Below are 18,696 nucleotides of genomic sequence, written 5' to 3'. Positions count from 1 at the left end.
TGTTACAACATATCAAGAGTGGCACTACTCAATTCAGCGCGTCGCGCTCCACGCCGTCGAGGATCTTGCCCCCGGCCATGAAGACAACGATCGTGCACGCCCCGAACATGATCCAGCCGGCCGTGCCCGGGAAGCGGTGCAGATAGGTCATGCCGCGCTCGACCGCGCCGGTGGCGATCGCGTAGATCAGCATGAACGCCTCGAACTTGGTCTTGACGACGAACAGCCGCGCGAACCCGCGCCACCATCGCGTCAGCCGCGCCGTCATGCCTGCAACTCCTCCATAACGAGCGCGGACAGCAACGCCGCACGCGCCGCGGCGATCCGCTCCAGCAGCCCTGGGTCGCCGATCGCATCCGGTGCGATCTCCTCGGGCCAATGGGTCTCGATCACCGCCGCGATCCGGTCGAGCTTGGCATCGTCGACCAGGAAGCGCGGGTCGACGGCCGCGGGATCGCAGGCGACGCGCAGCCGCAGGCACGCCGGGCCGCCGCCGTTCGCCATCGACTCGCGCACGTCGACCACGCGCACGCGCCGGATCGGTCCGTTGCCGGCCAGATGCGCCTCGATCCACGCCCACACGCGCGGATTGGCGCGCGCCTCGCCCGGCACGATCAACGTCGCCTCACCGTCCGGCGGCGTCACCAGCTGCGCGTTGAACAGATACGATCCGATCGCATCGGCAAGGCTCGTCGCCGCGGCGGGCACCTCGACGATCTCGACCTCGGGCAGCAGCCGTCGCAGGTCGGCGTAGAAGCCGTCGCGATCCTCGAACGCCTGTTCGTGGGTCAGCAGCACGCGCTCGTTGGCGACCGCGACGACATCGTTGTGGAACGCGCCCGCCGCGATCGCCGCGACCGATTGCTGGGCGAACAGCGTCCGCGCCGGGTCCAGCCCGTGCGCGCGTGCCACCGCCCGGCTCGCCTCGACATGCTGGCGCGCAGGGTAGGGCCCGCCCGACACGCCGTAGACGAAGACCTCGACGCCAGGCGCATCGTGCGTGGCGCACAACCGCATGTGGTTCGCCGCGCCTTCGTCACCGAACGGCGCCGGCACCGGCGCACGCACCGCGAAATGCCGCTCGTCGGCGAAGGCGAGGCGGAGCTGCGCCAACGTCGCTTCCCACTCGTGACTGCGATGCGGCATCGTCACCAGATTGGCGACGGTCAGGTGGCACCGCCCGTCCGCCGTGTCGGGGGCGGGGGACACGGTCGCGGCGTTCGCAGCCCACATCGCCGAGGCCGACAGCGCCTGCGCCTTGAGATGCGTCGGCGCCGCGTCATAGTCGATGGCCAGTCGCGCCAGCCAGTCGCGGTCGGGGCGTGGCGGCGGCACGAACACGCCCTGCACCAGCCCCAGCGCAAGGTTGGCGCGCATCTTCGCGATCCCCTGCAACGCCGCCGCACGCGGGTGCGCGACATGGCCGGCATTGGCGGTGGCGGCGAGGTTGCCGGGGCTGAGGCCTGCATAATTGTGGCTCGGCCCGACGATCCCGTCGAAGTTGATCTCGCGTATCATATCCGTCCGATCCAGCTGACCCGGTCGCCTTCGCCGACGCGTAATGCCGCCGCGCTCGCCGGGTCCAGCGTCACGCCGTCGTCAACCGTCCCGATCCGGGCATAGGCGCAGCGGAACGCGCCCAGCCGCCCCGTCGCGACCAGCGCTTCCTCAAGCCCGCCGTCGCGCACCGCCACCACCGTGGCGTCGCGCGCGTCGCGGACGGTGCGGATCTGGTCGGTCCTGACCGTCATCGTCGGCCCGCCATCGAAGATGTCGACGTAATTCTCGAACGCAAACCCTTCGTTTTCCAGCATCCGCATCGCCGCACGTCCCGACGGGTGCGGCAGTCCGATCGACGCGCGCGCGTGTTCGGACAGCATCGCGGTATAGATCGGGTGCTTGGGCATCAGGTCGGCGATGAACTGGTGGCCGTTGACCGCATTGAACTCGTCCGCTTCCTGGAACCCCATGCCGAAGAACCGCCCCGCCAGTCCGTCCCAGAACGGCGACCCGCCCGCCTCGTCGATCACCCCGCGCAGCTCGGCCAGCGTGCGGTCGGCGAAGCGCGGGCGGTGCGCGCGGATGAACAGGTACCGGCTGCGCGCCAGCAGCAGCCCCAGCCCGCCGGCCCGCTCGCCCGGATGCAGGAACAACCCGCCGACCTCGCTCGCCCCCTCCAGGTCGGTGGTCAGCGACAGCATCTCGGCCCGGAACGTCCGCCCCAGCTCGCGGCTATGCTGCGTCAGCGTGCCCAGGCGATAGCTGTAGAACGGGTGTTTCTGCCCGACATGCGTGAACAGCTGGCAGGTGCCGCGCACGTCGCCCGTGACGTCGTTCTCCAGCATAAGCACGAACAACTCGTCGGCCAGCGTCGTGTCGTCATGCCCGAAGGCCTGCGCGCTGCGCTCCAGCTTGGCGGTCAGCGCCTTGCGGTCGGGCGGCAGGTTCGTGAACCCGCCGCCCGTCAGCTTCGCCATTTCGTAGAGATGCGCCAGATCGTGCGCGTCGGCGGCGCGGATCACGAACGTCATGCCAGCGCTCCTTCGGCCAGCCGCAGCATCGTCACCACCGACAAGGCGGCGCGCTCGGTCAGGCTGTCGACGATCAGGAATTCGTCCGCGGAGTGGATCGCCCCGCCGCGCGCGCCCATCGTGTCGACCACCGGGACGCCACATGCCGCGATGTTGTTGCCGTCGCAAACGCCCCCGGTGTCGCGCCACGCGATCGGCTGACCCAGATCGGCGCCCGCCGAGCGAACCAGCTCGAACAACCGCGCCGCGCCCGCGTCGACCGGCTTGGGCGGACGGTTGAAGCCGCCGTGCACCGCGATCGTCACGTCGTGCGCCGCGGCGACCTCCGCCACCGCCGCATCGATCGCCGCCTGCGCTCGTGCGATCTCGGCCGCATCGGCAGGACGGAAGTTGACGCGCAGCACCGCGAGATCGGGCACGACGTTGTTCGGCCCGCCCCCGTCGATCCGCGCCGGATTGACCGCGAGCCGCGGCGACCGCTCGCCGTGCAGCCGCACCGCCAGCGCCCCCGCCGCGACGATCGCGTTGCGCCCGTCCCCGGGGTTGCGCCCGGCATGTGCCGCGCGCCCGCGCACCGTGATCGCGAAATTGCCGGTCCCGCCGCGCGCCCCCGCCAGCGTCCCGTCGGGCAACGCGGGCTCGTAGGTCAGCGCCGCCGCCTTGCCGCGTGCCGCTTGCGCCAGCAGCCCCGCCGACGACAGCGATCCGATCTCCTCGTCGGCGTTGATGATCACGTCATAGCCGATATCGGCGCCGACCGCCTCCACCGCGCGCAGCGCCTCCAGCAGCAGCGCCAGCCCGCCCTTCATGTCCGCCACGCCCGGCCCGTTCAGCACGCCCGCGTCGCGCCACGCCAGCCGCTGGAACGGATGATCCGCGGGATAGACCGTGTCCATATGCCCGGTCAGCAACAGCCGCACCCGCGCCTCGGGCCGTACGCTCAGGTGCAGGTGCCGCCCGTGCGCCAGCTCGCTCACCGTGCCGTCCGCGCCCACCGCCTGCGCCGGCGCCGGATCGACCAGCCGCAACGTCCCCGGCAGCACCCCGAATGCGTCCGACAGCGCCGCCGCCATCGCGGCGCACCCGTCCAGATTGCGGGTCCCGCTGTTGATCGCAGCCCATCGCTCCACCCGCGCCAGCATCGCGCCGGCGTCGAGCCGCTCGATCGCGGCACGCTCGGTTCCCGTCAGTCTCTCCATGCCGCAAACGTCTAACGTGGGTCGGTCAGAACGTATAGACCAGCGAGGCACGGCTGGTGGTGTCGGTGGTCACGCGCCCCGCGGGCGGCTCGCTTTCATATTGCAGCGTATAGGACAGCCGCGCCGACAGCGGCCCCAGCAGCTTGGCCTCGATGCCCGACACGCTGCGCACCGTGCTGTTGTACCGCTCCCAGTATCCGGACGCATTCTGCGTCACCACCAGCCCGCTGAACAACGTCCAGTTCAGCTCGACGCTGCCGCGCGCCGCCAGGCTGCCCTGCATGGAACGGTCGGTGAAGTCGGTCTGCCGGAACGCGGGCCCGACCTCGACGTCCAGCGTCAGGCCGTTGCGTCGGAACACGCTGTACCCGGCGCCGACCGACGCGGAATAGCGGCTGAAATAGCCGAGGAAGCGATCCGACTCATACTGGCCGTTGCCGTAGATATAGCCGCGGTCGTTGATCTTGTAGTTCGGCTGGTAGCCGAGGACGTAGCGCTCGCGGCTGGTTACCCCGGCGGTGCGCTGGAAATCGGCCTGCGCCATCACGCGGTGGCGCCAGCGCAGCCCCTCGCGCGTCAGGTCGGCGACCCCGGTCAGCCCGGTGACGTCGGAGTTGCCGGTCGAGATGAACCCGCCCGCCTCGACGCGCCCGCTCCACAGCTCGAAGGCGCTGGCCTGCTGCACCCGTTCGTTCCGCGCCCGCGCGCGCGCCTCCTTCCACTCGGTCGCACGACGCAGCACCAGGTCGCGCGACCCGGGATCGCCGTTCTTGGCATAGCGGACCAGCGTATCGACCCCGCTCTCGTCGCCCGCCTGCATCGCGGCGTCGAGCATCGCGCGGATCTCGGGCGGGATCTCCGGACCACGAATCCGGTCCAGCATCACCCCCACCTCGTTCAGCACCGGCGGCGGCACCTCGGGCGGCGGCGCGGTGATCGTGACCGGCTCGACCTCCGGCTCGGGACGGGTCAGCGTGCTGCGTCGCCGTGCGCGCCGTACGGTCGTGGTTCGCCGCCGCTCGACCGCCGGCTCCGGCGCTACGCCGGGCAGCGCGGCCAGCCACATCGTCCCGATCAGTACCGACAACATGCGGGTGTCGCCGGCTCAGCCCGCCTGCGACACGTCGCCGGACCCGTGAGGGGCGGGCAGGTGAGGATCGGGCAGATACGTCGCGAAGGCGGCGAGCACGTCGCGGTACAGCTGCGCCTTGAACGGCACGATCAGCTGCGGCAGCTCGGCGGGCGCGGCCCAGCGCCATGCGCGGAACTCCGGGTGCGGCGTGTCGATGCGGATGTCGCGATCGTCGCCCTCGAAGCGGAACAGGAACCAGCGCTGACGCTGCCCGCGGTACTTGCCCTTCCACACCTTGCCGATCATCTCGGGCGGCAGGTCGTAGAACAGCTCGTCCGGCGCCTCCGCGATCAGCGTCACCTTGTCCGCGGTCACGCCGGTCTCTTCCCACAATTCGCGCACCGCGGCCGCTTCGGCCTCCTCGCCGGGATCGATCCCGCCCTGCGGCATCTGCCACGCTTCCAGCACGTTATCGAGCCGCTGGCCGACGAACACCTGCCCGTCGCGGTTGAGGAGCATCACACCGGCGCAGGGGCGATAGGGCAGGGTGTCTGGCGCAGTCATGCGCGTCCGATAGGCTGCGCGTGCGGCGGCATCAAGGCACCGCGGCGGCGAGCACCGCCGCCTTCACGGCGAGCAGAAACGCTGCCACGTCCTGCTGGCTCGACGGGATCGCGCGACGCAGCGTGATGAAGCCGTGGATGTTCCCCGCCGCTTCCTGATACGTCACCGGCACCCCCGCCAGCGCCAGTGCGGCGGCATAGGCGCGCCCCTGGTCGCGCAGCGGGTCGAGCCCGGCGGCGACGATCACCGCGCGCGGCATTCCTTCTACCTCGCCGACGAGCGGCGAGAAGCGCGGATCGTCCGCGACCGGCCGGTAATGTCCGCCGAACCACCCCATCGTCTCGCGCGTCAGCAGGTAACCGTCACAGAACGCCGCGAACGACGCGTAATCGCGCGTCGCATCGGTCGCCGGATAGATCGGCGCCTGCACGATCACCGGCACCGCGGCGGGGGCATCGCGCAACGCCGCCGCGACGACGATCGCCAGATTGCCCCCCGCACTGTCGCCGCTGGTCACCAATCCGGTGACGGCGAGGCCCAGTTCGGCGGGACTCCCTGCGACCCAGCGCGCCGCCGCCTCGGCGTCCTCCACCGCGGCAGGGAAGGGCGCTTCGGGCGCAAGGCGATAGTCGACCGAGATCACCGGCAGGTCCAGCTGCCGCGCCATCTCCGCGGTGAAGCTGGCATGCGTGTCGACGTCGCCGACGACCCAGCCGCCGCCATGGTAGAACACAACCGCGGGGCCCGGCGCGCGCGTCTCGCGCGCATCGAACAGCCGCGCGGCGATCGGTCCGGCGGGGCCGGGGATCGTCACGTCGCGCCGCACCGCCAGCTCGCCCTTGGGCAGGTCGGCGACGTCGCTCATCGCCAGCATCGCCGCGCGCGCTTGCGCGGGCGTCATCTCATACGTGCGCGGGCCGGGCAGGTTGTTGAGATACGCCAGGAACGTCGCCACGTCGGGGCGGACGAACGGCGTGGGGGCAGGCTCGGTCATGCGATACTCCTGCGCGGGGACGCGCCTTCCTATCTTAGGATGATGATCGCCATCGTCCATCATCCCGATTACGTCACCGAGGCACCGGCGCGCAGCACCTATCGCTGGGGCAAGAACGGCGCGATCCGCGACCTGCTGCGCGCCCGCGGCGACGCGCTGACCTGGTTCGAGCCCGAGCCGATGCCGCGCGAATGGCTGGAGGTCGCGCACGACCCCGACTATGTCGCCGAGGTGCTGTCGGCGCAGGTACCCGCCGCCAAGGCGCGCCGGATCGGCTTTCCTGTCACGCCGGTGGTGGCACGCCGCGCGCAGGTGGTGCCGGGCGGCACGTATCTCGCCGCGCGTCTTGCGCTCGACCACGGCTTCGCCGCCAATACGGCGGGCGGCAGCCACCATGCGCTCGCCGACACCGGCGCGGGCTATTGCGTGTTCAACGACCTCGCCGTCGCCGCGCTGCGACTGGTGGAGGAGGGGACCACCGCGCGCGTGCTGATCGTCGACGTCGACGTCCATCAGGGCGACGGCACCGCGGCGCTCACCGCCGGCCATCCGCAGATCGCCACCTACTCGATCCATGCGGAAAAGAACTTCCCCGTGCGCAAGGCGCGCTCGACGCTCGACGTCCCGCTCGCCGATTCGATCGGCGACGATGCCTATCTGGCGGTGCTGGAGGAGACGCTCGCACCGCTGATCGCCGAGTGGCAGCCGACCTTGATCCTCTACCAGGGCGGGGTCGATCCGTTCGCCGGCGACCGCCTCGGCCGGCTGGCGCTGACCCAGGACGGGCTCGACCGCCGCGACCGACTGGTCGCGCGCCTCGCGATCGCTGCCGGCGCCCCGCTCGCCGTCACCGTCGGGGGCGGATACGGGGATGACGTGATGGCGATCGCCGCGCGCCACGTCCGCGTCATCGAAACCCTGGCGGCGGCGTTCGCGGGAACCGGTGCCGGCGATCGTTCGTAGCCGCCGCGATGACCAATCTACTTTGGCTCCGGCAGGACCTGCGCCTCCATGATCAACCGGCGCTGGTCGCCGCTGCGCAGGCAGGCGCGGTGATCCCGGTCTATATCCTCGACGACGACGCCCCCGGCGACTGGCGGATCGGCGGGGCGCAGCGCTGGTGGCTGCATCACAGCCTCAAGGCGCTCGGCGACGCGCTGGCGGAGAAGGGCAGCCGCCTGATCCTGCGCCGCGGCGATGCGGTCGCGATCCTGACCGAGCTGATGGAGCGGACCGGCGCCGGCGCGATCCACGCGATCCGCCACTACGAACCATGGTGGCGCAAGGCCGAAGCGGCGCTGGGCGAACGGCTGTGCCTCCACGACGGCAACCACCTCGCCCCGCCCGAACGGGTCACCACCGGCTCCGGCGGGCAGTTCCGCATCTATTCCGCCTTCTGGAAGGGATTGCAGGAGCATCTCCCACCCGAGCGTCCGGTCGATGCGCCGCGCACGATCCCCGCACCCGATCGCTGGCCCGAGAGCGAGATGCTCGCCGACTGGCATTTGTTGCCGACAACGCCCGACTGGTCGGGCGGCTTCGACTGGACACCCGGCGAGGACGAGGCGCGCCACAAGGTCGCCGCGCTTGCCCTCGACGGCTATGACGAGCGCCGCAACCTGCCCTCCGAGCACGGTACCTCGCGCCTGTCGCCGCACCTCCACTTCGGCGAGGTCTCGCCGCGCGCGGTCTGGCACGCCACCGATGCGCACGACGTCACCTTTCGCAAGGAACTGGCGTGGCGCGACTTCACCGACGGTGTTGTCCTCGCGCTCCCGGACTATGCCGATCGCAACGGCCGCCCGGCCTTCGACAGGCTGCCGTGGCGCACCGGCAGGGACGCGACGGCCGACCTGAAGGCATGGCAGCAGGGCCGCACCGGATATCCGATCGTCGATGCCGGCATGCGCCAGCTGTGGCAGAGCGGCTGGATGCACAATCGCGTGCGCATGATCGCCGCGTCCTTCGTCATCAAGCATCTGCTGATCGACTGGCGCGAGGGCGAGCGCTGGTATTGGGATTGCCTGGTGGACGCTGACTACGGCAACAACGCCGTCAACTGGCAATGGGTGGCGGGCACCGGGATCGACGCCAACATGTTCGGGCGGATCATGGCGCCTTTGTCCCAAAGCGAGAAGTTCGACGCCGCCGGCTACATTCGCCGCTGGGTCCCCGAACTCGCCGAACTCCCCGATGCGGCGATCCACGATCCCGACGCCGCCGGCTGCCGCCCTGCGGCGTATCCGGCCAAGCTGATCGGCCACCGCGAGGCCCGCGAACGCGCGCTGGCGGCGGGCAGGAAGGTGCGATAGGGCGCGTCCGCCATGGACGCGGCCACCACTCATCCGATCCCGCCGACGCACCGCGCGCGGCTGCTCGCCCCGCTCTACCACCGCATCCTCGACCGCATCGATCGCGGGTTGCTCGCCGGGGCGATCGACGCGCACCTGCCCGACGGTACGCGCCGATTGCTCGGCGGGCATGCGCCAGGGCCGGTCGCGATCGTCCGGCTGGTCCGCTGGCGCGCGCTGCGGCGGCTGGTCACCGCCGGATCGATCGGCTGGTACGAGGCGTGGGAGGCGGGCGACTGGACCAGCCCCGACCTCGTCCCGATCTTCGACCTGTTCGTCCGCAACCGCGCCGCGCTCGGCAATGTCGCGCGCGCCAAGCACGTTGCGCGGCTCGCCGTCCGGCTCGGCCACCGCCTGCGCCGCAACCACCGCAGCGGCGCGCGCCGCAACATCGCCGCGCATTACGACCTCGGCAACGATTTCTACCGCGAGTGGCTCGACGCCACGCTCACCTATTCCAGCGCGCTCGACGTGGCCGACGGCGAACCGCTGGAGACGGCGCAGCAGCGCAAGCTCGACGCGGTCCTGACCCGCACCGCCACCACCGCCGGGCAGCGCATCCTTGAGATCGGTTGCGGCTGGGGTTCGTTCGCCGCCACCGCCGCCGCGCACGGCGTCGCGGTCCACGGCCTCACCCTGTCGACCGAGCAGCGCGACCATGTCATGGCGCAGGGCCTCCCCGGCGTCACCGTCGCGCTCACCGACTATCGCGACACCCGCGGCACCTATGACGCGGTCGCCAGTATCGAGATGGTGGAGGCGGTCGGCCCCGAATATTGGCCCGCCTATCTCGCCACGATCGCGCGCGTGCTGAAGCCCGGCGGCCGCGCCGCGCTCCAGTTCATCACCATCGCCGACGATATCTGGGACGCCTACAGTGGCAGCGCCGACTTCATCCAGCGCTACGTCTTTCCCGGTGGTTCGCTACTCTCCGCCAGCCGCTTCCGCACGCTCGCCGCCGCGCACGGCCTGTCGTGGCACGACGAGCACCGCTTCGGGCGCGACTATGCCGAAACCCTGAAGGACTGGCGCCACCGCTTTGACGCCGCCGCGCGCGACGGCCGCCTGCCCGCGCGCTTCGACGCGCGCTTCCAGCGGCTGTGGCGCTATTACCTGATGTATTGCGAGGGCGGCTTTCGCGGCGGCGGCATCGACGTGATGCAGGTCACGCTGGTGAAGGACTGATCCTCAGCCCACCCGCTCGCGGTGGTTCACCCCGAACCCCTCGACCGCCAGCGCCACGATCCGCTCCGCTACCACTTCCGGCGCCTTCACCGACGCCGGGTCCTCGCCCGGATACGCCCGCGCGCGCATCCTGGTCCGCGTCGCGCCCGGATCGAGCACCGCCACCCGGATCTTGCTGACCTCGGCGATCTCGTCGCCATATGCCTCGAGCAGCGTCTCGAACGCCGCCTTCGACGCGCCATACGCCCCCCAATAGGCCCGCGGCGTTCGTCCGACCGAGGAGGTCACCCCGATCACCCGTGCGCCGTCCGAGCGCCGCAGCATCGCGTCGAACGACTGGATCATCGCCACCTGCGCCGACACGTTCAGCGTCAGCACCTGCGCCAGTTCCTTGGCGTCGATCGCCGGCACCGCCGCCAGCGTGCCCAGCATCCCTGCGTTCAGCACCAAGACGTCCAGCGCCTGCCACCGCTCGCCGATCGCGGTGGCCAGCCGCGCGATCGAATCGCTCTGCGCCAGATCCAGCGGCGCGATCGTCGCCGACCCGCCGGCGTCGAAGATCGTCTGCTCGACCTCTTCCAGCCCCTTGGCGGTGCGTGCGGTCAGCACGACATGCGCGCCCTCCGCCGCCAGCGCGATCGCGGTCGCCGCGCCGATCCCGCGGCTGGCACCGGTGACCAGCGCCAGCCGGTCCTTCAGCCGCTGCGCGCCCGCCATCAAATCACCCGCTCGTCGAGCATCGCCAACTGGTCGACCGCGCTCGATTCGTCATGGTCGGTCAGCGTCGTCGGATAGTCGCCGGTGAAGCACGCATCGCAATATCGCGGCTTGCCCGCCGCGCGCTGCGCCTCGCCCAGCGCCTTGTACAGCCCGTCGATCGACACGAACGCCAGACTGTCGGCATGGATGAAGTCGGTCATCCCGCCGAGGTCCAGCTTCGCCGCCAGCAACTTCGCGCGCTCGGGCGTGTCGACGCCGTAGAAGCAGCTGTGCCGCGTCGGCGGGGAGGCGATGCGCATATGCACCTCTGCCGCGCCCGCCTCGCGCATCATCTGCACGATCTTCAGCGAGGTCGTGCCCCGCACGATCGAATCGTCGATCAGCACGACCTTCTTGCCCTGGATCAGCGCGCGATTGGCGTTGTGCTTCAACTTGACGCCCAGGTGCCGGACCTTGTCGCCCGGCTGGATGAACGTCCGGCCGACATAATGCGAGCGGATGATCCCCAGTTCGAACGGAATACCCGATTCCTGCGCATAGCCGATCGCCGCCGGCACGCCCGAATCGGGCACCGGGATGACGAGGTCAGCATCGACCGGTGCCTCGATCGCCAGCTGCGCGCCGATGTTCTTGCGCACCGAATAGATCGAATGATCGTCGACGATCGAATCGGGGCGCGAGAAATACACCCATTCGAAGATGCACGGCCGCGCGGCGACCGGCTCGAAGGGGCGGATCGAGCGCAGCTCGCCGTTCTGCACGATCACCAGCTCGCCCGGCTCGACCGAGCGCTCGAACGTCGCGCCGACCACGTCGAGCGCCACCGTCTCGCTGGCGAAGATATAGGTCTCGCCCAGCCTGCCCATCACCAGCGGACGGATGCCCAGCGGATCGCGACACGCGATCATGCCGTCCGGAGTCATCACGATCAGCGCATAGGCGCCCTCGACCTGCTTCAGCGCGTCGATGAACTTGTCCAGCAGGGTGCGATACTGGCTGGTCGCGACCAGATGGATGATCGTCTCGGTGTCGGAGGTCGACTGGAAGATCGACCCGCGCCGCACCAGCTCGCGCCGCAGCCGCATCGCATTGGAAATGTTGCCGTTGTGCGCGATCGCGAACCCGCCCGACTGCAACTCGGCATACAGCGGCTGGACATTGCGCAGCGCGGTCTCGCCGGTCGTCGAATAACGCACGTGCCCGCACGCCACATCGCCGGCCAGCGCGCGGATCACGTCGTCGCGGTCGAAATTGCCCGCGACATGCCCCATCGCGCGATGCGTGTGGAAGACGTGACCGTCGAAGCTGGTGATCCCGGCGGCTTCCTGCCCGCGGTGCTGCAACGCATGGAGCCCCAGCGCGACGAGCGCGGCCGCACCCTCCGAGCCGGAAGCGCCGAAGATGCCGCATTCCTCGTGCAGGTGGTCGTCGTCGAACGGATGTGTGGTCAGCATAAGCGTAGGGGGCTCGCGTTGTGCGGGGCCGCATATAGCGAGCGTCGCGAGAATGTCATCAACCGGCGGGACCCGTTGCGGCACATCGCGCGTTCTGGGCCGCCGTTTGTTGTTGAGAGGCGGATCGGCGCAGCAAGGGCGTGGCTCCGATCGACATGGACCCTCCCTGGCCGATTATCGCCCCTCCCCGGCCGATTACCGTCATCCTCTCGCCGATTACCGTCATCCCCGCGCAGGCGGGGATCCAGAACCTCTGACGTCGCGGCTCTACAACCGAGCGAAGCGTGTCTGAATTCCCGCCTACGCGGGAATGACGGCGGGGGTCCATTCGGGCCGCTGGCCTGGATGTCGATCGGTTCTCGTCGCAGCCGGGTGCGGGCTGGCGCTCGCGTCGGCGAGCGCGCGCCAACGGCTCGCTGGATACCGCCACCCCCAAACGGCGCTATCCCTCTCCCCTATCCAGGGGAGAGCGCGTAAGACGCCGCGATGAGTGATCCCACAGCCCTCGACCGCGAAACCGGCACCACCTTCCGCCCGAAGTTCGATGCCGCCGGGCTGGTGACCGCGGTCGTCACCGACCGCGCGACCGGCGCGCTGTTGATGGTCGCGCATATGAATGACGAGGCGATCGCCGCGACCTGCGCCACCGGCGAGGCGACCTTCTTCTCGCGCAGCCGCGCGCGGCTGTGGAAGAAGGGCGAGACGTCGGGCAACGTGCTGCGGGTGGTGGAGATCCGCGTCGACTGCGATCAGGACGCGCTGTGGATCGTCGCCGATCCGGCCGGCCCGGCGTGCCACACCGGCGCGCCGAGCTGCTTCTACCGGCGCGTGACCGATTCGGGGCTGGAGCGGATCGACTGATGCGTCTCGCCCCCGGCGTGCTGCTCGTGCTGCTCGCCGCGTGCGGGCAGCCGGCCGACCCCGTCGACGATGCGGCGGCGGGCCGCGCGCTGGAGGCCGCGGCGCGCAACGTCGGGATCGTCGCCGATGCCGCCGACGCGGCCGGCGTCTATGCCGCGGGGGAGGACCGCGCGTGCCTGACCGGCGCCGCGCCGCGCTACCGGATCGGCGTCAGCGTCGATTACGGCGGCGGGCAACGCTGCCTGGCGCACGGCGAGGCGCGCGGGAAGCGCAACCTGACGGTCGACCTCGGCGGCGGTTGCCGCTTCACCGCCACGCGGGATGGCGATCGCATGTCCTTTCCCGCGCAGACCCCTGTGGCCTGCGCAACCGTCTGCCAGGGCCGCGCGACGCTGGATGCGCTCGCGCTCGACCGGCTGAGCGAGGCGGCGGGGGAGGCAGCGCGGCTGCGCGGCGCGGACGGCAAATTGCTGTGTGCCGATTGACGTTCACGTAAAGGGAAGTATGGTGACATCCATGAGCGCTTCTGCTGCCTATGCCGTCGTCTCTCCGCGACCCGATCGTGAGCATTTCACGATCACCGACCTGTCGGCCGAGTTCGGCGTCACCCCGCGCGCGCTGCGATTCTACGAGGACGAAGGACTGATCGCGCCGGAGCGGCGCGGGCTGGTCCGCATCTACTCGCATCGCGATCGTGCGCGGCTGGCGTGGATCCTGCGCGGCAAGCGCGTCGGGTTCAGCCTGGCCGACATCCGCGAGATGATCGACCTCTACGATCTGGGCGACGGCCGCCAGACGCAGCGCGCGGTTGCGATCCAGCGCTGCCGCGACCGCATCGCCGCCTTGGAACAGCAGAAGCACGACATCGACGCCGCCATCACCGAGCTGACCGAGTTCGTCGACGTGCTCGGTGGCGACCCAATCAGGAAAGAGTGAGACGATGCCGCAGTATACGCCGCCGATCCGCGACACCCGCTTCGTGCTCGAACACGTCGTCGGACTCGATCGCTACGCCAACGTCCCTGGCTTCGCCGCCGCCACCCCCGACACCGTCGAGGCGGTGCTGGAGGAGGGCGGGCGCTTCGTCGCCGAGGTGCTGTTCCCGCTCAACCAGTCCGGCGATCAGGAAGGCTGCACCCGTCACGAGGACGGCAGCGTGACGACGCCGAAGGGCTTCAAGGAAGCCTATGCCAAGTTCGTCGAATCGGGCTGGGGCACGCTCAGCGCGCCGGAGGCGTTCGGCGGGCAGGGGATGCCGCACGTCGTCTCGACCGCGTTCCAGGAATATATGATCTCCGCCAACATGGCGTTCGCCATGTACCCGGGCCTCGCCCACGGCGCGATCGCCGCGCTGGTGGTGAAGGGCTCGCCGGAACAGCAGCAGAAGTATCTGCCCCGCATGGTGTCGGGCGAATGGGGCGGCACGATGAACCTGACGGAGCCGCAGTGCGGCACCGACCTCGGCCTGATCCGCACCCGCGCCGAGCCGCAGGCGGACGGCAGCTACAAGATCACCGGCACCAAGATCTTCATCTCGGCCGGCGAGCACGACCTCACCGACAACATCATCCATCTGGTGCTCGCCAAGACGCCCGGCGCGCCGGACAGCTCGAAGGGCATTTCGCTGTTCGTGGTGCCCAAGGTGCTGGTGAACGACGACGGCTCGCTGGGCGCGCGCAATGCGGTCACCTGCGGCTCGATCGAGCACAAGATGGGCATCCACGGCAACTCGACGTGCGTCATGAACTATGACGGTGCGACCGGCTGGCTGGTCGGCGAGGAGATGAAGGGTCTCGCCGCGATGTTCATCATGATGAACGCCGCTCGCCTCGGCGTCGGTCTGCAAGGGCTCGGCGTCGCGGAGACTGCCTATCAGAACGCCGTGCAATACGCGAAGGACCGGCGTCAGGGCCGTGCGCTGACCGGCCCTGCGGAGCCGGGTGAGAAGGCGGACACGTTGTTCGTCCACCCCGACGTCCGCCGCATGCTGATGGACGGCAAGGCGTGGACCGAGGGATTGCGCGCTTTGTGCCTGTGGGGGGCGCTCCAGGCCGATCTCGAGCATAACGCCGATGCCGAGGAGGACCGCCAGCTGGCGGGCGACCTGCTCGGGCTGCTCACCCCGGTCATCAAGGGCGTGGGCACCGATCGCGGCTATGAGATCGCGACCAACGCGCAGCAGGTCTATGGCGGCCACGGCTACATCCGCGAATGGGGGATGGAGCAATACGTCCGCGATGCGCGGATCGCGATGATCTACGAAGGCACCAACGGCGTGCAGGCGATGGACCTCGTCGGGCGCAAGCTCGCGCAGAACGGTGGCCGCGCGGTGCAGGCGTTCGGGCGGCTGGTCATGACCGAGATCGCCGAGGGCAAGGCGAACCCGGCGGTGTCCGACTTCGCGCAGCGGCTGGAGAAGGCGGCGGGCGAGTTGCAGGCGGCGACGATGTGGTTCCTCGCCAACGGCATGAAGGACCCCAACAACGTCGGCGCGGGCGCGGTGCCCTACATGCACCTGGTCGGCACCGTCGCGGTCGGGCTGATGTGGCTGCGCATGGCGACCGCCGCCGCGAAGCTGAAGGAAGCGGGCGAGGGCGATGCGGCCTTCCTCGACGCCAAGCTGGTCACCGCCCGCTATTATGCCGAGCGCGTCCTCCCCGAAGCCGGCTCGTTCCGCCGCCAGATCGAGGGCGGCGCCGAAGCGATCATGGCGCTCCCGCCGGAAATGTTCGCCGCGGCCTGACGCGGCCCTGATCGGGGAAGGTCCGTCGTCAAACGCGACAGTAAAGCCCCTCCCCCTCCGGGGGAGGGGTTGGGGAGGGGGCATGGCAGCACGGCACCGTTCGCCCCCAACACCACCCCGACGCCGGCAAAAGGCACTCTCTCAGCGCACCGAGCCCGCTATTTTCCCACGAAAAAGGGCACCGATCGCTCCGATCGGTGCCCCGTTCGCCACCCGATGGTGTCGAAATTACGACGCCTTGGGCAACCGGATCGTCGGCCCCAGCGACTCGACTACCGCGCGCGCATTGAAAGCACGGACATTTCCGCGCTCCGGCGTCCCCTTGAACATCACGATCTCGGCAGACGCCTCATAGCGGTCGACGGTCCGGATGTCCTGACCACCTCCCCAACCGCCCCACGGCCCACCCCAGAACGGATCCCAGGCGCGGTAACCGAAGCCACGGCCGTAGAAACCCCAGCGGGGCCCCCACAGTCCGCCGCCCCATGCGCCGAACCCCGGTCCCCATCCGCCGCCAAAGCCTGGCGTCGAATAGGTGCGGGCCTGCCGGTCGGTGTCACGGTCCGCCATCACGAAATAATCGTAGCCGTTCTGGAGGGTTAGTTCCGCCGACCGGAAGAGCAGGTAACGCTCGACGACATCACGGTCGGTCACGGTGTTGCCCGCAAAGGTGACGCGGTAGCGGTTGGGCTCGATCCGCAGGTCGCTGTAGCCGGTACGGTAGAAACCGGTGCCGGTGGCGGGACGGTAGGCAGTTTCTGTAGCGCACGCGGCCACCAGCGTCGTGCTGGCCGCCAGCGCCACGACCAAGGCTGAGCGGCCGAACTTCTTCATCATGGCGTACTCTCCGACGCACCAAGGCGGTGCGACGAATCGTCGCATAGCCGAGGTGAGTGGAACGTGCGATGAACGGAAACGCTCCGCATAAGACGACGCTATCAGACTGATGCGGCGCAAGCGCGAGGATCGCTGCTCGTGGTCTTCTAACAGAAAAGAAGTGGCTCCCTGAGTAGGATTCGAACCTACGGCCGCTCGATTAACAGTCGAGAGCTCTACCGCTGAGCTATCAGGGAACGTCGTGGAGGGGGTCTATAAAGCCGGATTTTTGGCGCGCAAGACCCTTATTTCATCTTTCTGTCTTATGCGACGAACTGCTCCATCGTGATGCGGTCGTCGAGCGCATGCTCGGGATCGAACAGCAATGTCAGCTCGCGCGCGCGGTCCAGCGCGATGTCGACCTGCGCCACGTCGCGGATCTCGCGCTGGTCGGCGACCGCCGACACGGGGCGCTTGCCCGCGTCGAGCACGCGCAACGATACGCGCGTGCGGTCGGGCAGGATCGCCCCGCGCCAGCGCCTGGGGCGAAACGCGCTGATCGGGGTCAAAGCCAGCATCTGCGATCCCAGCGGCAGGATCGGCCCGTGTGCCGACAGGTTATAGGCGGTCGATCCGGCCGGTGTCGCGACCAGGATGCCGTCGCATGACAGCTCCTCAAGCACGACACGGTCGTTGATCCGGACCTCCAGCTTGGCGGTCTGGCGCGTCTCGCGCAGCAACGACACCTCGTTGATCGCCGGCATCGTATGGATGCGCCCATCATGGCCGATCGCCGTCGCGGTCAATGGAGTGACCTTGAAGGCGCGCGCCCGCTCGATCCGACCGTCCAGGTCGTGCCGCCGCCACTCGTTCATCATGAAGCCGACGGTGCCCAGATTCATCCCGAAGACCGGCACCGCCGCCCGGCGCCGCTCCAGCAACAGATGGAGCGTCTGCAGCATGAACCCGTCGCCGCCCAACGCCACGACCAGATCGGCTTCATCGATCATGCACCAGTCCCAGGCGTCGGCAAGCTCCGCGCGTGCGGCCTGCGCCGCGGCGGTGGGCGAGGCGACCAGCGCCCGCCGCGGATATTGCGTCATCCGCCCGTCACGCTCATGTGGCGCGCGACCGCGGGGGCGTCGCCGCGCCCGATACGGAAGTCGTGCCGGCGCGGCTTGGTGCTCAGCGCGTCCTCGATCGCGGCGTCCAGGCCCTCGACCCCGCCCTCGCGCAGCGCGGCGCGCAGGTCGCGATGGTCGTCATGTCCGAGGCAGGTATACAGCCGCCCCTCTGTCGTCAGTCGAACGCGATTGCACCCGTCACAGAAGTTCTGCGTCAGGGGCGAGATCAGGCCAAGCCGGGTCGCACCGCCGTCGACCCGCCAGTAGCGCGCCGGCCCGCCGGTCTGCGCGGCGTCGCGCGCCAGCGTGAAGCGTTGGTCGAGCCGCTCCTTCACGACGGTCAGCGGCAGGAAACGATCGGTGCGGTCCTCGTCGACCGCACCCAGCGGCATCGTCTCGATCAGCGTCAGGTCGTGCCCTTCCGCGACGCACCAGTCGAGCATGGCGGCGATCTCGTCCTCGTTGACGCCCTTCAGCGCTACCATGTTGATCTTGATCGCCAGCCCGGCGTCGCGTGCCGCCTTGATGCCGTCGAGCACCTGCGCGACCTCGCCGTGGCGGGTGATGTGGCGGAAGCGCGCCGGATCGCGACTGTCGAGGCTGACGTTCAACCGCCGCAGTCCGGCATCAAAGAGAGCGCCGGCGTGCTCGCGCAGCCGCGTTCCGTTGGTCGTCATGGTGAGTTCGTCGAGCGCGCCGCCGACATGCCGCCCCAAGCGCTGCACCAGTTGCATGACATCGCGCCGTACCAGCGGCTCGCCGCCCGACAGGCGCACCTTGCGCACCCCGCGCACCACGAACCGCTCGGCGATGATCGCCAGCTCCTCCAGCGTCGCGATCTTCGCGCGCGGCAGGAAGGTCATGTGCTCGGCCATGCAATAGCGACAGCGCAGGTCACAGCGATCCGTCACCGACACGCGCAGGTAGCGGATGGTACGGCCGAAGCCGTCTACGAGCGGCATGGCCGGGCTGTCGTTCAGAGTCATCGCCGTCACAACGCCCGACGCTATTGAGTCGTTCATCGCGCCGCAAGATCGGATTGCCCGCTCGCGCGTCGCGCCTTACCAAAGCGGCATGGAGCG

At 69.6% G+C, this 18,696-nt stretch carries 19 protein-coding genes and 1 tRNA gene; 7 read left to right on the top strand and 13 right to left on the bottom strand.

What is annotated here, in order from left to right; all coding sequences use genetic code 11:
- Nucleotides 1-28: 28 nt before the first annotated feature.
- From J2Y58_RS06560 to J2Y58_RS06530, 7 genes are read right to left on the bottom strand one after another with little or no spacing between them, the layout of a single operon-like run.
- The gene (locus J2Y58_RS06560) at nt 29-268 is read right to left on the bottom strand and encodes a hypothetical protein (protein WP_310100438.1); all 240 of its coding nucleotides are present in this window, start codon (nt 266-268) and stop codon (nt 29-31) included.
- Nucleotides 265-1,518 (bottom strand): N-succinylarginine dihydrolase, encoded by a 1,254-nt coding sequence (locus tag J2Y58_RS06555; protein ID WP_310100436.1) that lies wholly within the window; start codon nt 1,516-1,518, stop codon nt 265-267. The genes J2Y58_RS06560 and J2Y58_RS06555 overlap by 4 nt, the downstream gene beginning before the upstream one ends.
- Entirely contained in the window at nt 1,515-2,531 is a 1,017-nt protein-coding gene (locus J2Y58_RS06550; protein WP_310100433.1) for an arginine N-succinyltransferase, read from the bottom strand. The genes J2Y58_RS06555 and J2Y58_RS06550 overlap by 4 nt, the downstream gene beginning before the upstream one ends.
- On the bottom strand, nt 2,528-3,730 hold the full coding sequence (locus tag J2Y58_RS06545) for a hydrolase (protein WP_310100428.1): 1,203 nt from the start codon (nt 3,728-3,730) through the stop codon (nt 2,528-2,530). The genes J2Y58_RS06550 and J2Y58_RS06545 overlap by 4 nt, the downstream gene beginning before the upstream one ends.
- 25 nt (nt 3,731-3,755) lie before the next feature.
- Nucleotides 3,756-4,820, bottom strand: coding sequence for a DUF481 domain-containing protein (locus J2Y58_RS06540; RefSeq protein ID WP_310100425.1), 1,065 nt, complete (start codon nt 4,818-4,820; stop codon nt 3,756-3,758).
- A gap of 15 nt (nt 4,821-4,835) precedes the next feature.
- Nucleotides 4,836-5,366 (bottom strand): RNA pyrophosphohydrolase, encoded by a 531-nt coding sequence (locus tag J2Y58_RS06535; protein ID WP_310100423.1) that lies wholly within the window; start codon nt 5,364-5,366, stop codon nt 4,836-4,838.
- Between the two features lie 31 nt (nt 5,367-5,397).
- Nucleotides 5,398-6,360 carry an alpha/beta hydrolase gene (locus J2Y58_RS06530; RefSeq protein ID WP_310100420.1) on the bottom strand — a complete coding sequence of 321 codons (963 nt, stop codon included), beginning with the start codon at nt 6,358-6,360 and terminating at the stop codon, nt 5,398-5,400.
- Nucleotides 6,361-6,402: 42 nt separating this feature from the next.
- Here J2Y58_RS06530 and J2Y58_RS06525 point away from each other — a divergent pair, with 42 nt between their 5' ends.
- From J2Y58_RS06525 to J2Y58_RS06515, 3 genes are read left to right on the top strand one after another with little or no spacing between them, the layout of a single operon-like run.
- Nucleotides 6,403-7,323, top strand: a complete 921-nt coding sequence (locus J2Y58_RS06525; protein ID WP_310100417.1) for a histone deacetylase — start codon at nt 6,403-6,405, stop codon at nt 7,321-7,323.
- An 8-nt stretch (nt 7,324-7,331) separates the two neighbouring features.
- Nucleotides 7,332-8,672, top strand: coding sequence for a deoxyribodipyrimidine photo-lyase (locus tag J2Y58_RS06520; protein ID WP_310100414.1), 1,341 nt, complete (start codon nt 7,332-7,334; stop codon nt 8,670-8,672).
- Between the two features lie 12 nt (nt 8,673-8,684).
- The gene (locus J2Y58_RS06515; protein ID WP_310100411.1) at nt 8,685-9,896 is read left to right on the top strand and encodes a cyclopropane-fatty-acyl-phospholipid synthase family protein; all 1,212 of its coding nucleotides are present in this window, start codon (nt 8,685-8,687) and stop codon (nt 9,894-9,896) included.
- Nucleotides 9,897-9,899: 3 nt separating this feature from the next.
- Here J2Y58_RS06515 and J2Y58_RS06510 read toward each other — a convergent pair whose 3' ends face one another.
- Both J2Y58_RS06510 and purF read right to left on the bottom strand, forming a co-directional pair.
- Nucleotides 9,900-10,613: an SDR family NAD(P)-dependent oxidoreductase gene (locus tag J2Y58_RS06510; protein ID WP_310100408.1), complete on the bottom strand. Its 714-nt coding sequence runs from the start codon at nt 10,611-10,613 to the stop codon at nt 9,900-9,902.
- On the bottom strand, nt 10,613-12,070 hold the full coding sequence (gene purF / locus J2Y58_RS06505; RefSeq protein ID WP_310100406.1) for an amidophosphoribosyltransferase: 1,458 nt from the start codon (nt 12,068-12,070) through the stop codon (nt 10,613-10,615). The genes J2Y58_RS06510 and purF overlap by 1 nt, the downstream gene beginning before the upstream one ends.
- A 486-nt stretch (nt 12,071-12,556) precedes the next feature.
- On the opposite strand from purF, the gene hisI reads away from it, so the two are divergent.
- Genes hisI through J2Y58_RS06485 form a run of 4 tightly spaced genes read left to right on the top strand, consistent with a single transcriptional unit; the run spans nt 12,557 to nt 15,674 of the window.
- Entirely contained in the window at nt 12,557-12,931 is a 375-nt protein-coding gene (gene hisI / locus J2Y58_RS06500; protein ID WP_310100403.1) for a phosphoribosyl-AMP cyclohydrolase, read from the top strand.
- Nucleotides 12,931-13,416, top strand: coding sequence for a hypothetical protein (locus tag J2Y58_RS06495; protein WP_310100401.1), 486 nt, complete (start codon nt 12,931-12,933; stop codon nt 13,414-13,416). Before hisI ends, J2Y58_RS06495 begins: the two co-directional genes overlap by 1 nt.
- A 31-nt stretch (nt 13,417-13,447) precedes the next feature.
- Nucleotides 13,448-13,867 (top strand): MerR family DNA-binding transcriptional regulator, encoded by a 420-nt coding sequence (locus J2Y58_RS06490; protein WP_310100399.1) that lies wholly within the window; start codon nt 13,448-13,450, stop codon nt 13,865-13,867.
- 4 nt (nt 13,868-13,871) lie between these two features.
- Nucleotides 13,872-15,674, top strand: a complete 1,803-nt coding sequence (locus tag J2Y58_RS06485) for an acyl-CoA dehydrogenase C-terminal domain-containing protein (protein ID WP_310100398.1) — start codon at nt 13,872-13,874, stop codon at nt 15,672-15,674.
- A gap of 228 nt (nt 15,675-15,902) precedes the next feature.
- Here J2Y58_RS06485 and J2Y58_RS06480 read toward each other — a convergent pair whose 3' ends face one another.
- The 4 genes from J2Y58_RS06480 to moaA form a co-directional block, all read right to left on the bottom strand.
- Nucleotides 15,903-16,511 (bottom strand): CC0125/CC1285 family lipoprotein, encoded by a 609-nt coding sequence (locus tag J2Y58_RS06480; protein WP_310100395.1) that lies wholly within the window; start codon nt 16,509-16,511, stop codon nt 15,903-15,905.
- A gap of 161 nt (nt 16,512-16,672) precedes the next feature.
- Nucleotides 16,673-16,747 (bottom strand) — tRNA-Asn (locus tag J2Y58_RS06475).
- 66 nt (nt 16,748-16,813) lie between these two features.
- Nucleotides 16,814-17,593: an NAD kinase gene (locus J2Y58_RS06470; RefSeq protein WP_310100393.1), complete on the bottom strand. Its 780-nt coding sequence runs from the start codon at nt 17,591-17,593 to the stop codon at nt 16,814-16,816.
- A complete protein-coding gene (gene moaA, locus J2Y58_RS06465; protein WP_310100648.1) occupies nt 17,590-18,600 on the bottom strand; it encodes a GTP 3',8-cyclase MoaA in 1,011 nt (336 codons plus the stop codon). Before moaA ends, J2Y58_RS06470 begins: the two co-directional genes overlap by 4 nt.
- Between the last annotated feature and the right edge of the window lie 96 nt (nt 18,601-18,696).

The sequence above is a fragment of the Sphingomonas sp. BE138 genome (genome assembly GCF_031456125.1).
Classification (GTDB): domain Bacteria; phylum Pseudomonadota; class Alphaproteobacteria; order Sphingomonadales; family Sphingomonadaceae; genus Sphingomonas.
This window is presented reverse-complemented; position numbering and strand designations above follow the sequence as displayed.